Annotated in this window: 14 protein-coding genes; 9 read left to right on the forward strand and 5 right to left on the reverse strand. The window is 38.8% G+C overall.

Annotated elements, in window-relative coordinates; genetic code table 11:
* Positions 1-24: 24 nt before the first annotated feature.
* Positions 25-561: an ExbD/TolR family protein gene (locus K2F45_RS22820; protein WP_075994960.1), complete on the forward strand. Its 537-nt coding sequence runs from the start codon at positions 25-27 to the stop codon at positions 559-561.
* Between the two features lie 186 nt (positions 562-747).
* Here K2F45_RS22820 and K2F45_RS22825 read toward each other — a convergent pair whose 3' ends face one another.
* On the reverse strand, positions 748-1,314 hold the full coding sequence (locus K2F45_RS22825; protein WP_075994044.1) for a hypothetical protein: 567 nt from the start codon (positions 1,312-1,314) through the stop codon (positions 748-750).
* A 188-nt stretch (positions 1,315-1,502) separates the two neighbouring features.
* Here K2F45_RS22825 and K2F45_RS22830 point away from each other — a divergent pair, with 188 nt between their 5' ends.
* A complete protein-coding gene (locus tag K2F45_RS22830) occupies positions 1,503-1,895 on the forward strand; it encodes a group III truncated hemoglobin (protein ID WP_075994961.1) in 393 nt (130 codons plus the stop codon).
* 109 nt (positions 1,896-2,004) lie between these two features.
* Here K2F45_RS22830 and K2F45_RS22835 read toward each other — a convergent pair whose 3' ends face one another.
* The 3 genes from K2F45_RS22835 to fbaA all read right to left on the reverse strand — a co-directional run bounded on the left by K2F45_RS22835 (position 2,005) and on the right by fbaA (position 4,797).
* Positions 2,005-2,673, reverse strand: a complete 669-nt coding sequence (locus tag K2F45_RS22835; RefSeq protein WP_236582760.1) for a sterol desaturase family protein — start codon at positions 2,671-2,673, stop codon at positions 2,005-2,007.
* A gap of 234 nt (positions 2,674-2,907) precedes the next feature.
* Positions 2,908-3,582: a head GIN domain-containing protein gene (locus tag K2F45_RS22840; protein ID WP_075994045.1), complete on the reverse strand. Its 675-nt coding sequence runs from the start codon at positions 3,580-3,582 to the stop codon at positions 2,908-2,910.
* A 135-nt stretch (positions 3,583-3,717) separates the two neighbouring features.
* Positions 3,718-4,797, reverse strand: coding sequence for a class II fructose-bisphosphate aldolase (fbaA, locus tag K2F45_RS22845; RefSeq protein ID WP_046672381.1), 1,080 nt, complete (start codon positions 4,795-4,797; stop codon positions 3,718-3,720).
* A 332-nt stretch (positions 4,798-5,129) separates the two neighbouring features.
* On the opposite strand from fbaA, the gene K2F45_RS22850 reads away from it, so the two are divergent.
* From K2F45_RS22850 to K2F45_RS22875, 6 genes are all read left to right on the forward strand, one after another.
* Complete coding sequence (locus tag K2F45_RS22850) at positions 5,130-5,477, forward strand: ArsC family reductase (RefSeq protein WP_153846852.1); 348 nt, start codon at positions 5,130-5,132, stop codon at positions 5,475-5,477.
* Positions 5,478-5,646: 169 nt separating this feature from the next.
* On the forward strand, positions 5,647-7,593 hold the full coding sequence (locus tag K2F45_RS22855) for a M1 family metallopeptidase (protein ID WP_237241809.1): 1,947 nt from the start codon (positions 5,647-5,649) through the stop codon (positions 7,591-7,593).
* A gap of 121 nt (positions 7,594-7,714) precedes the next feature.
* Positions 7,715-8,401, forward strand: a complete 687-nt coding sequence (locus tag K2F45_RS22860; protein ID WP_075994047.1) for a peptidase associated/transthyretin-like domain-containing protein — start codon at positions 7,715-7,717, stop codon at positions 8,399-8,401.
* A 115-nt stretch (positions 8,402-8,516) separates the two neighbouring features.
* The gene (locus K2F45_RS22865; protein WP_075994048.1) at positions 8,517-8,930 is read left to right on the forward strand and encodes an Rrf2 family transcriptional regulator; all 414 of its coding nucleotides are present in this window, start codon (positions 8,517-8,519) and stop codon (positions 8,928-8,930) included.
* A gap of 7 nt (positions 8,931-8,937) precedes the next feature.
* Positions 8,938-9,585: an NAD(P)-dependent oxidoreductase gene (locus tag K2F45_RS22870; RefSeq protein WP_248932494.1), complete on the forward strand. Its 648-nt coding sequence runs from the start codon at positions 8,938-8,940 to the stop codon at positions 9,583-9,585.
* A 132-nt stretch (positions 9,586-9,717) separates the two neighbouring features.
* The gene (locus K2F45_RS22875; protein ID WP_075994050.1) at positions 9,718-11,202 is read left to right on the forward strand and encodes an amino acid permease; all 1,485 of its coding nucleotides are present in this window, start codon (positions 9,718-9,720) and stop codon (positions 11,200-11,202) included.
* Positions 11,203-11,268: 66 nt separating this feature from the next.
* Here K2F45_RS22875 and K2F45_RS22880 read toward each other — a convergent pair whose 3' ends face one another.
* On the reverse strand, positions 11,269-11,811 hold the full coding sequence (locus K2F45_RS22880) for a DUF1543 domain-containing protein (RefSeq protein ID WP_198385983.1): 543 nt from the start codon (positions 11,809-11,811) through the stop codon (positions 11,269-11,271).
* Between the two features lie 154 nt (positions 11,812-11,965).
* On the opposite strand from K2F45_RS22880, the gene K2F45_RS22885 reads away from it, so the two are divergent.
* Complete coding sequence (locus K2F45_RS22885) at positions 11,966-12,835, forward strand: serine hydrolase (RefSeq protein ID WP_075994051.1); 870 nt, start codon at positions 11,966-11,968, stop codon at positions 12,833-12,835.
* The last annotated feature ends 53 nt before the right edge of the window (positions 12,836-12,888 follow it).

Here is a 12,888-nt window from a genome sequence, read left to right on the forward strand (position 1 = left end):
CGTGTTAACCTAAAGATGACGATCATGGCAGAATTAAACCAAAAAACGCAAGAAACGGGAAAGAAAAAAATAAGAAGCAGAAAAATGGCTCCTAAAGTAGATTTAACAGCCATGGTAGACCTCGCATTTCTTCTCATTACATTCTTTATGTTGACCACAACATTAAATAAACCATCTGCAATGGATATCGCCATGCCAGACAAAATTAAATCAGATGTAGAAAGTTCGGTTCTTATTGATGAAAACCGCACAGCGACCCTCATTCTTGGCGAAGGAAAATTCATGTGGTATCATGGGGATTTCAAAAAACCGATCAGCTCTTCAAAAGTACCGGTAGATATCGAGAAGGGGCTCTCAGCTGTTATAGCACAGTTAAAAGCTAAGATAAGCACCATACCCAATACAAAGGAAATGATTGTATTGATCAAGCCTAGCAAAGAAGCGCGCACAAAAGATGTTATTCAGACGATAGATCAATTGAAGGGCAAACATATCGCACGCTATGTGATCAGTAAAACACAAATTGAAGAAGAAAAGCAATTGCTCGCTGCACTCCAGTAACATTGATTTGATCGATATCCTATCCATGCATTGAGTCAACCTATTGAATAAGCCTTTCATAGGTAAAATCAATTAACATCATCAAAAAACGTGGAAATGCTTTCTATCTGATGAAATAGACAATAACAAACTTACCGAAAGATCGTATGGTCGATCTTTCGGTAGATTCCAGACCCGTACCGAAAATTATCTTTTATCCAGATTGTTCCAATAACGTTCCACATTTTCTTTTACCTCAACCGGTAGGGACGCATAATTGTCTGAAAACGTTGTTTGACTATAACCATCTGCTTCCTCCGCACGGAGACGGTAAAACTTATTCTTATAAAGAACTAGTCCAATACAACTAAGCTGCTTTTGTAAATCATCCTTTGGATGCCTTGAATAGATAAATAATGCATCCAATTTACCGTCCCTATCGGCATCAAAAAATGCCTTCCGAGATTCCCAAACCGACGTAACGATCCCTTCTTCGGATATCAATTCATCAGCCACAAGCTGCCACATTCCATCGATCTGCTGAAATTGTTGTACATAGAGTTTGTCGGGGTCGGCACCCCGTTCCTCTTTTGAAAAAACAATATAATTATCTTCTTTTGGAGTTTGAATGCGTTCCACTTGCAACACACGCTTCCCTTTAAATGGAAAACCAGAAGATTGAAAATTTTCCTTATTGATCGAAATTGTTGTAACCTGCGCCTCAGCAGCATAAAATCCCATCGATAATAGGATTAAAAGAACGTATTTTCCCATATGTTTTTCCCTTAGTATTGAGTCAATTTACTGACAATAAAAGAGAATTACAATATTTCAACGAGACATCTTTACATCCAAGTGATGCGATTCTCCATAAATGTCACTACATTTAATCTAGATAAACATCATGAAGAAGCTTTTGATCCAGCTATAGGTCTTTATTCATGAGCTTAGATCATACGCCGATGAAACAAGATATTCAAACACTCGATGACATTAAAGTATTAGTAGATCAATTTTATACGACGATACGTAACGATACTTTGCTCGGACCTATTTTTAAAGAAAGAATCCAAGACAATTGGGCGATCCATCTTGAAAAGATGTATAGTTTCTGGCAGACTATCCTACTGGATGAACATCGTTATTTCGGCAGCCCCTTTCCACCTCATATTAACTTGCCCATTGATGCGCAACATTTTGGTCAATGGCTCAAATTATTCGAAGCAACAGTAGATGGCCTATACAGTGGACAAAAGGCTGAAGAAGCCAAATGGCGTGCGCAGAAAATGGCCCAAATGTTTCAGTTCAAACTGGAATACCTGCACGCCAACCCCAACAAGAAACCATTGATCTAAAGTTAGCCTACAAAGCCTACTTGATGGCATTGTTAAATAAAAAGAAAAATTATTCCATAAAAAAAGCCCTTGAAAACTTCCAGGGCTTTTTTAGTTGATGTGATTCAATTTATGCTTTTTCTTCTTTTAAGGAAGTAGAATCTTTTTTGGGTTCCTTTTCTTCGAAACCTGAGCGTAAAATTTCATCCCATAAGGAAGAACTCACTCCAAAACCCTTTTCTGGATCAGAATAATGGTGCAACATATGGTGCTGCTTGATCCGTTTGAAAATACCGCTTTTAAAATTAGCATGGTGCATCGCGTAATGACATTCGTCATAGATCAAATACCCCACCATAAAACCTGAGAAAAAACAGGCTAAGATAAACTCATTCGAAAAAAACAATGTAAAACCAAGATAGACCAAAAGAGCTAGTGGAATACTCGCTGACAACGGCATCACCAAACGCATACGGTCTCTTGGGTAATCATGATGCACACCATGGAAAATAAAAGCGATTCGCTTTCCCCATTCCGATGTCGGATGAAAATGAAACACCCAACGATGTAATGCATATTCAAAAGCAGTCCAAAAAGCTAAACCAAAAATAAAATACCCAATGTAGGTTAAAAAGGAAATCTCTCCCCAAACTAGCGCTTTATACGAAAAGAAAACAACCACGGGTACATAGAAAATCAAAGGTACACTCCAATGCACTTTCGTCAAAGACTCTAAAAAGTCATTCTTGAACATGCGCGTAGATTCCGTAGAATTTGAAACATAATTACGCTTTGCCATAATACTATTTTTATTATTCCCTCACAAAAATAAGTATTTTAAGCACAAATGAAGAAGGTTTCTGATGAGAAAAACAAAATAACTGACCTTTTTAATAAAAAGGTTAAACAATAATCATTACCCCAATCAAGCTAAACCCTTTTTATTTCATCTATTACCTCAAATTTCCACTCTTTTCTATAAAATCAACTAAAATGAACTCGCACTAAAATTGACAAATCCAAGACAGTTTACTTATTTAAAGTTGACTGTTCCTCCGGCCATTTTCTTTTCTACACGTTGTTCTGGTTTTCCATAGACATCAATGACACCGCCACCACGTGTTTTGGTTTCGATGGAATCAGTAACATAAACATCTGCTTTACCGCCACCATTCACAGTGACCGTCGTGATACTCGTCTTAAAATCTTTACCTTCATATTTGCCGCCAAAATTCGAAATGATCTCCTGTTTATCTGCCTTTCCATACAAAGCGATTGTAGCCCCCGAGGTCACTTTTATTTCAGCTGTTTTTACAGCCGTATAGAGATCGACCAAACCACCTTCTGAAGCATATACTTTTAAGTGGTCAGCAGCAACTGGATTATTTGTAGTTGCAAATACCTTGGCTCCTTTTTTTGCTTCCACATTGTTCAAACTCTTGTAATATACCTTCACAGAGATATTCCCCCCTTGCAGCATATTCAACGTATTCATTTTCAAAACCAAGGATCCATTTGTGTTGACAACCTTAACATTTTCATGGTTCTGTCCTTCAAACGTCACCAAGGACTCGTCGGATTTAATCAACTCCACCTGAATCTTGTCCGTCGCTACAACCGAAGAAAAATCGCCAACATTTTGCTTCACCTGCCCAAACCCCATTTGGGCAATTAATAAAAGAATTACACTGACTCCTAAAAATTTCATATTTACTTGACTTTTTATTGTTGTTCGTCAAAAAATAAGCCAATTCCTATTAAGAACAATATTTTTAACCTATTTTGACATAAAAAAGGCGCCCTATCTAAGGGCGCCTTTGTGATCTATTTTTTCAACCTAAGCTTATAGTTTGCTATTAACGTCTACTGCATTCAAATCAGCGAATGCTTCTTTCAGACGAGCAACAAAAGTTTCTTCACCTTTACGTAACCAAACGCGTGGATCGTAATATTTTTTATTTGGAGAATCAGCTCCTTCTGGATTACCGATCTGACCTTGCAAATAATCATGGTTTTTCGCTTCATAAGCTCTTACACCATCCCAGAAAGCCCATTGCATATCCGTATCAATGTTCATTTTGATCGCACCGTATGAAATCGCTTCTGCAATTTCTTCCGGAGAAGAACCAGAACCACCGTGGAATACGAAGTTTACGGGCTTCTCAGCAGTAAGATTATATTTCTCACGAATATATTCTTGAGAATTATGTAATATAACTGGTTGCAATTTCACATTACCTGGTTTGTAAACACCATGAACATTACCAAATGCAGCTGCCACTGTAAATTTGTCAGATACTTTAGACAATTCTTCAAAAGCATAGGCAACCTCTTCCGGTTGGGTATACAGTTTTGAACTATCCACATCCGAGTTGTCAACACCGTCTTCTTCACCACCTGTAACACCCAGCTCGATCTCCACAGTCATACCAAGTGGTTTCATACGTGCTAAGTATTTAGCTGAAATCTCAATATTTTCTTCAATTGGTTCTTCCGATAAATCCAACATGTGAGAAGAGAACAATGGTTTTCCATGTTGCGCAAAGAATTTCTCGCCAGCGTCCAACAAACCGTCGATCCAAGGTAAAAGTTTCTTAGCTGCGTGATCTGTATGCAGAATAACTGCTACACCATAATGCTCAGCTAATAAATGAACATGTTGTGCTGCAGATACCGCTCCCAATACGCAAGCTTGTAAATTATCGTTGTTCAAGGTTTTACCAGCGTAGAATTGCGCTCCACCATTTGACAATTGAATAATTACAGGAGAATTTACTGCTTTCGCAGTTTCCATAACCGCATTGATAGAGTTTGTTCCGATAATGTTTACCGCAGGCAAAGCAAACTTATGTTTCTTCGCAACCTCAAACAACTCTTGTACTTGATCTCCTGTCAATACACCTTTAAAATCTTTTAGGCTCATATTTCTGTTATTGATTTATTTTAATCTTTCATTAAACTTGAAGCTACTAAATTATTAAAAATTATTATTACTTCCTAATTTTTATAGTGTACTAAATACACTATCATTTCACATGGGATATAGAATCTTAACAAATCATAAAACCCTGATTGTTCAATTGAAAAGGAACTTTCCGGTTGCTCTTTTTTCAATGGCATTGATTTTTCAATGGCATTGACAACAACATATCCACAATTATCCTTAAATCACAGATAAGACACCATAGAAATATGAATTATTTTAAAAATTGTATCGGGATTGATTAAATTTGGATTCACCAAATTGTCACTATTATGCTACAGGTATACGGTATCAAAAATTGTAACACAGTAAAAAAAGCACTTACATGGTTGGAAGACAATAATGTTCCCTTTCAATTTCATGACTTCAAAAAAGAAGGCGTCAGTGTGGATAAATTAAAAGAATGGGAAACACAGGTAGACTGGCAGGCTCTAGTGAATAAAAAGGGAACTACATGGAAAAAGTTATCTCCGGAAACTCAAGAGCAAGTCATTGACAGTGATAGTGCCAATAAAGTACTTCAGGAAAATACAAGTATGATTAAACGTCCTGTTATTGAATACAACAAAGGTATATTACTCGGTTTTAATGAAGCAGAGTACGTAACAAATTTAAAATAGTTCCACAATGCTTCCCGGAATGGAGGTTCTAAAAAGCCTCCAATTATCCAAAATAAACCTTTAAGGTCACTTTCTATCCCTTTTATTATAAGACGTCGTTTGCGTTTTTTTTGGCTCAATGTACTTTTCATTGTATATTGGAGCAAATAAACATAATTTAAGTAGACGTATGATGAAAAGAATTGCACTGGCTTCTTTAAGCCTTGTTGCGTTGAGCTATGCTTATCCGGCCTTTGCACAGGAGAAAACATCCAATTACAGCTATACAGAGGCCTTTGCACCCTTGTTTTTTAAAAATAATGGCAATGAATATCGTTCCGCAGCCGGAAAACCGGGCCCTGCCTACTGGCAAAATGCAGCCGACTATAAGATTCAGGCTTCCCTGAACGATCAAAATGATCAAATTACAGGATCTGTCGAGATTACCTATAGCAACAATAGTCCAGACAATATGAACTATCTGTGGTTACAATTAGATCAAAATATGTTTTCACAACATGGCCGCGGTCAATTGATCTCCCCCTTGACCAACAGCCGTTACGGTGATGGCAACTCAACTTTTGATGGTGGATATCAGATACAATCTGTTACGGATGTAAACGGAAATACGATCGAACATATTATTAACGATACCCGCATGCAGCTTCGACTTCCTGCTGCGTTAAAGAGCAAGGGCGGAAAAATAACGTTTAAGATTAAATACCAATACACAGTTCCTAAATACGGTGCGGACCGTACAGGTATACTTGACACAAAAAACGGAAAAATCTATGCCATTGCACAATGGTTCCCAAGACTGTGTGTCTATGACGACATTAGAGGTTGGAATACCCTTCCTTATACAGGACCGGGAGAATTCTATCGTGAATTCGGAAATTACCAGGTTGAGATCACTACCCCGGCAAACCACATGGTTGTATTGGGTGGTGAATTGTTAAACCCACAGGAAGTATTTACAGCTGAGCAACTCAAGCGATATCAACAGGCACAACGCAGCGACGAAACCGTGATCATCCGCTCCGCCGAAGAAGTTAACGCAAAAAACTCCAGGCCCGACAAGAAAACCTTAACCTGGAAATATCAACTTAATAATGCCCAAGACATTGCCTGGGCGTCCTCTACGGCATTTATATTAGATGGCGCGAAGATCAATCTACCGAGTGGAAAAAAATCCCTCGCTTTGTCTGCCTATCCAATTGAAAGTAACAGTAACAATGCCTGGGAACGCTCGACAGAATACACCAAAGCCGCAATTGAAATCTATTCAAAAAGCTGGTTTGAGTATCCTTACCCTGTAGCGGTCAATGTAGCCTCCAATGTCGGTGGAATGGAATATCCAGCCTTGTCGTTCTGTGGCAATCAGGCCAAAGCAGGATCTCTTTGGGGTGTTACCAACCACGAGTTTGGTCACAATTGGTTCCCAATGATTGTCGCATCCAACGAACGTGAACATGGATGGATGGATGAAGGGTTCAATACATTTATTAACGAACTCGCAACAAAAGAATTCAACAATGGCGAATATTACCGTAATCAGGCGAGCAGATCGTACATCTTTACTGCCCGTAATCTTGAACCGATCATGAGTACCCCGCAAAACATGAAAGAACGTAATATTGGTGCTTTGGTCTACTATAAGCCAGCTTATGGACTGAAATTATTGCGAAACGAAATCATCGGTCCTGAGCGCTTCGATTACGCTTTTAAAAAATATATCCAAGAATGGGCTTACAAACACCCTACTCCGGAAGATTTCTTCAAAGCTATTGAAAATGGTGCTGGTGAAAACCTAAACTGGTTCTGGCGCGGGTGGTTTGTCAACAACTGGCAAATGGACCAAGGTATAAAATCAGTATCCTATGTCAACAACGAGCCAAAATTTGGCGCACTTGTCACCGTGGAAAATCTCGAAAAATTACCGATGCCAGTTATTGTTGAAGCTACAACCGTATCGGGCAAGAAGATTCGAAAAAAACTACCCGTGGAAATCTGGGAAAGAAACGACGTATGGCAATTTAAAATTCCGACCACAGAGCCACTGCAATCTGTACAGTTAGATCCTGACATGGTCATGCCGGACAAGAACCCAGACAATAATTCGTGGAAAGCAAATTAGCAGATTTTCAAAATCTATTCGTTATTTTTGGCTAGAGAACGCTCATGAACGTACGGCGTAAACAAAACGGCAAATACCCGGTTCATTCATAGATTGAAAATACATAACTATATTTATTCACATGAAAATCTTACAAACGATTCTAAGCTGCTTACTTATTACACTAATGAGTGGACATCTTGTTGCACAGGAAAAAACCAAGGGGATTATTATGGAACTTGTCAGCGGTGAGAAAATTGAGGCTGCACAAATTCAAAATTTAAGAACCAAGGCTGAAGTACAGACCAATAGAGATGGCTCCTTTGCAATTGACGCCAATGTTAACGACCTCTTGTTAATCAAAGCTGTGGGATATGAACAAGATACTGTTTTCATTTATGATACGAGCTTACGCAGAATCTATTTGAACAGAATGAATAATGTTATCGAACTCAGTGAAGTTGTCGTAGAAAGGATGACAGACAGTAGACTTGCTGCTGAAATCCAGCGCGAGAAGACTTTAGGAAAGTATTCCGACGCAAGTCAAAACCGCGGCGGAGTACGAATTTCTCCAAGCCGTATATTTAGCAAAGAGGGAAAACAAGCACGTTCAAATTATAAACTCTTAGTCGATGAACGTGAGAAAAGAGCAGTTGATCGCAAATTCACCGAAAATCTGATCAAAGAATTGACTCCACTCAATGGTTCGGATCTAGCCCTGTTTAAGGAAAGATTTAGACCTTCCTATAAATTTATTCAAAACAGCAGCCAAGAGACTCTGAAAGTCTATATCATGGATAGCTATAAAAAATTTAACGAGAAAAAATAAAAAACAAACACTTTTATCACGTGATTGTCAGAAGGTTTTAAACTGTAATAATTTTTATTTCAGTTTAAAACCTTTTCTGTTACTTTGTGTTATAATTTAGAAAAATCAGCAGAGGATGTTACACAACTTGAGGTTCGCAACAGCATTACACATTATGGTTCTGGCACAGTTAGAAGAGTCAAATCAATGGCTTTCTTCTGAATATATCGCGTCAAGCATCCAAGTCAATGCAAGTGTGGTTCGCAAAGAAATTGCATCTCTCAAAACAGCATCTTTACTAACGAGTAAAGAAGGTAAGGGCGGCGGTATTCGCATAAATCCCGAAAATCCAACGATTACCTTGGCTGATATTTATATCAGCACCAAGCAAACCGATTTCGGTGGGAAATTTAACAGTCCCAATCCGGCCTGTATTGTGGGCAAAAATATCAACTCCAAACTCCAGGATCTGTATCAGGAAGTCGACACTGATATTGTACAGCGTTTGGAAAAGATAATCCTGTCTGATTTTAGCAAAACATTTAATTAAAGGAAGCATGAAAGTAGCAGTAATTGGATCCACAGGATATGTAGGATCTCATCTCGTAAAAGAATTGGTAGACCGTAACTATGACGTAGTCGCCATCGCCCGCCACATCGAAAATATTCCATCGAGTGAAAAAGTAACCAAACTCCAAGTAGATATCAATGATAATAATCAATTGGTTTCTGCCCTAAAAGGTGTTGATGTTGTTGTTTCGGCTTTCAATGCCGGATGGACCAACCCTAATCTTTATGAGGATTTTACAAAAGGTGCATTGGCCATCCAACAGGCTGTTAAAGATGCCGGTATCAATCGTTTCATTGTTATTGGTGGTGCAGGAAGTTTATTGATTGATGGAAATAGACTGGTCGATTCACCGGATTTTCCCAAAGAAATTAAACCTGGGGCATTAGCTGCAGCAGATTATCTGAATACCATCCAGAAAGAAGATCAACTTACCTGGACCATGTTTAGTCCCGCTATAGAAATGAATTCCCATGCTGGTGGAACACGTACCGGAAAATACCGCACAGGCCTTGATGCTCCTGTATTTGATCAGGAAGGTCGTTCTAGATTATCAGTAGAGGATTTTGCTGTAGCAATAGCAGACGAAATTGAGAATAAACAATTCCTCAATAAACGCTTTACAGCAGCGTATTAGTACCCAAACAAGCATTTGATTCAGATTTTATTACAAAAGGGAGGAGCAATCTTCCCTTTTTTCATTGAGATCATTTATATTTGACATTAATTAAACAATTGAAAAGCTAAATAATCGTAAAGAATTAATCCTATGCTATTTAAAAAATCGATTCCTCAACTCATTGCTGAAGCAAATGAAAATGGAGAACACACGCTAAAGAGGACACTGTCCAGCTCGGGCCTTATCGCCCTCGGTGTCGGGGCCATCATTGGGGCAGGACTTTTCTCCCTAACAGGGATTGCTGCTGCTGAAAATGCAGGGCCAGCTGTTATCCTATCTTTCATTATCGCAGCAGTAGGCTGTGGGTTCGCAGGTCTTTGTTATGCCGAATTTGCCTCTATGATTCCTGTTGCCGGAAGTGCTTACACATATTCCTACGCCACAATGGGTGAATTTGTCGCCTGGATTATCGGCTGGGATCTCGTCCTAGAATACGCACTGGCAGGAGCTACAGTAGCCGTCAGCTGGTCCCAATATTTCAACCAGCTCCTGATGATATTCCATATCCAGCTCCCCGATACCCTACTCAAAGGCCCTTGGGAAGGTGGAGTGGTCAACTTACCTGCTATCATTATTGTTTGTTTACTGTCGCTATTGCTCATGCGTGGTACACAGGAATCATCCCGTGTAAACAATATATTGGTTATCCTAAAAGTCGGTGTTGTATTGATTTTTATCGCCTTGGGATGGAGCTTTATCAATCCTGCAAACCACGATCCATTTATCCCTGTAAATGCAGGTGAAGAGCTTGTAAAAAGTGGACAACAAAGCTTCTGGTCATTTTTAAAGAGTGATGACTTCGGTCACTTTGGTATCAGTGGTGTATTGCGCGCTGCTGGGGTTGTCTTTTTTGCATTCATCGGCTTTGACGCAGTGAGTACAGCTGCCCAGGAAGCGAAAGATCCAAAAAAAGGTATGCCAATCGGTATCATCGGCTCGTTAATAATCTGTACACTTTTGTACGTTTTATTCTCTTACGTAATGACAGGCATCGAAAACTATACGATGTTCAAAGGTGACGCAAAACCTGTTGCGACAGCTTTTGCAAAAACTGGATATCATTTCTTAAATACAGCGTTGATTATTACGATTATTGCAGGATACACTTCAGTTATTCTCGTGATGTTACTTGGTCAGAGCCGCGTATTTTATTCGATGAGTAAAGATGGTTTGCTTCCAAAGATATTTTCAGACTTATCCAAAAGACAGACTCCTTGGAAAACAAATGCTATTTTCATGGTATTTGTAAGTATATTCGCAGGTTTCGTTCCAGTTTCTGACCTTGGCCATATGGTAAGTATTGGTACCCTATTTGCCTTCACTCTCGTATGTGTAGGTATTCTAGTACTGCGTAAAACAGATCCTAATTTGGAACGCCCATTTAAAACACCATTGGTTCCTTTCGTTCCAATCATGGGTATCTTGGTCTGTATTTTAATGATGGCTTCATTGCCAATTGAAAGCTGGGAGCGTTTAGCCGTCTGGCTTGCTATAGGCTTATTGATTTACTTTGTATACGGCAAAAAACATAGTGTCATTAGAAAACAACATCAGAACCAACAAAAGGTTGGTTAAACATAAAAAAGGCTTCTTAATAAAGAAGCCTTTTTTATGTTTAAGAAATCCAATAACACATTCTTATTACAGCGCATTCAGTTTAAAATATCCATTCGCAATGGTATCTTCTTCTAGACCGATCTTTGGCGTAATTTGAATACTATACAGCTCTTTATCATGAGGTAATAGCAAATCTTCTATCTCATAAATATCATCAACATCCAAACCGTACTTATCATCGATATGTGCCGAACTGTGGTGCTTCCAAAAAACAGTGCGTTTTGCCTTTTCAGTCGCCTTGGCCAAACTAGATGCTACAATAAGTTCTTTGTAATGGAACTCGTCAAATTCATTCGGTTTGTAGCCACCTAAATTGACAAAAAACAACTTCAATTCCGAATCAATAGCCTGTTCATTCCCCCTTTCAGTAACCTTGATCTCATATTCCCCAATCTTATGGACAATACGGTACGCATCAATGTGAATTTTACCGTCAGCCTCTGGCCAAAAATCTTTAATGGGATCGACAAAATCCTTGAGCTCATTACCAATACCAAAGAAAATGTCATGCTGTTCTGTCCGTCTATTTTTCGGTTTACAACCGATCAAAATCATAAATAATTTCATAGTCAAAATCAGTCTTCAATGTCCGTGCTAGTATATCCAGTTTATTTTTCATCGATGTCTGTGCGTACGAATCATGGATATTTCATAACTTAAGCCCTATAAACAATAAAAATAACTATTATCCACCACATTTAACATATATTATATCTTCACAATGCACAAAATATTCCTATCATTTGCGTTACTATTCTCATCATTACTGTCCTTTGGTCAAAAAGCCGCTACCGATAAAAAACTCGAATCACAGATTAAACAGCTGATTCAGGGTTTTCAAGGCGATGTTGGCATTTATGTACACCATCTCAAAAAAAACAAAGAAGTCAACATCCAGGGCGACAGCATTTTCCCGACAGCAAGCATTGTCAAAATCCCCATTTTAGTCGGCATATTTGATAAAATTGAAAAAGGTGAACTACAACTTGATCAGCAACTGCTCTACCGTGCTAGTCAACGATATGGTGGCTCAGGGCTGATGCAATTTTTTAAGGACAGTACACAAGTTGATCTGAAAACCTTGGTTGCGCTTATGCTATCTTATAGTGATAATGTAACCAGCATTTGGAATCAAAAACTTGCGGGCGGAGGTGTCGCGATCAATAAATTAATGAGCGATCTTCAACTGGCCCACACACGTGTCAACTCACAGACAGAGGGACGGAAGCCGGATTGGGAAAGATATGGTTGGGGCCAAACTACACCAAAAGAAATGGCCGACTTGGTCACACGGATCCGACAAGGCAAAGTTGTATCCCAAAAATCTTCCGATCAGATGTATCGTTTTATGGGCAACATGTTCTATGATGAAAGAGGGCTATCGCAAATCCCATCCACTGTTAAAACAGCTTCAAAAACAGGCTCTTTAGATGACGTACGCAATGAGGTCATTTTGGTCAATGCGCCGAAAGGAGATTACGTTTTCAGTATTTTCACTAAGAACAATACAGATAAAAGCTGGGGAAAAACAAATGAAGCAGAGGTACTAACCCGTAAACTTTCCAAATTGTTATGGGATTACTACCAATAAGCTTATTTAAGCCAACGTTATAAAGATGTGATATAAAAAGGGGAGCACTCAAA

The sequence above is a fragment of the Sphingobacterium siyangense genome, from assembly GCF_023277505.1.
GTDB classification, from domain to species: domain Bacteria; phylum Bacteroidota; class Bacteroidia; order Sphingobacteriales; family Sphingobacteriaceae; genus Sphingobacterium; species Sphingobacterium siyangense.

Coding starts and splice junctions, on each gene's coding strand:
- K2F45_RS22820 (WP_075994960.1), top strand. CDS start 25: ATGGCAGAATTAAACCAAAAAACGCAAGAAACGGGAAAGAAAAAAATA.
- K2F45_RS22865 (WP_075994048.1), top strand. CDS start 8,517: ATGTTACACAACTTGAGGTTCGCAACAGCATTACACATTATGGTTCTG.
- K2F45_RS22870 (WP_248932494.1), top strand. CDS start 8,938: ATGAAAGTAGCAGTAATTGGATCCACAGGATATGTAGGATCTCATCTC.
- K2F45_RS22835 (WP_236582760.1), bottom strand. CDS start 2,673: ATGGCAAAGCGTAATTATGTTTCAAATTCTACGGAATCTACGCGCATG.
- K2F45_RS22830 (WP_075994961.1), top strand. CDS start 1,503: ATGAAACAAGATATTCAAACACTCGATGACATTAAAGTATTAGTAGAT.
- K2F45_RS22855 (WP_237241809.1), top strand. CDS start 5,647: ATGATGAAAAGAATTGCACTGGCTTCTTTAAGCCTTGTTGCGTTGAGC.
- K2F45_RS22825 (WP_075994044.1), bottom strand. CDS start 1,314: ATGGGAAAATACGTTCTTTTAATCCTATTATCGATGGGATTTTATGCT.
- K2F45_RS22875 (WP_075994050.1), top strand. CDS start 9,718: ATGCTATTTAAAAAATCGATTCCTCAACTCATTGCTGAAGCAAATGAA.
- K2F45_RS22850 (WP_153846852.1), top strand. CDS start 5,130: ATGCTACAGGTATACGGTATCAAAAATTGTAACACAGTAAAAAAAGCA.
- K2F45_RS22840 (WP_075994045.1), bottom strand. CDS start 3,582: ATGAAATTTTTAGGAGTCAGTGTAATTCTTTTATTAATTGCCCAAATG.
- K2F45_RS22860 (WP_075994047.1), top strand. CDS start 7,715: ATGAAAATCTTACAAACGATTCTAAGCTGCTTACTTATTACACTAATG.
- fbaA (WP_046672381.1), bottom strand. CDS start 4,797: ATGAGCCTAAAAGATTTTAAAGGTGTATTGACAGGAGATCAAGTACAA.
- K2F45_RS22880 (WP_198385983.1), bottom strand. CDS start 11,811: ATGAAATTATTTATGATTTTGATCGGTTGTAAACCGAAAAATAGACGG.
- K2F45_RS22885 (WP_075994051.1), top strand. CDS start 11,966: ATGCACAAAATATTCCTATCATTTGCGTTACTATTCTCATCATTACTG.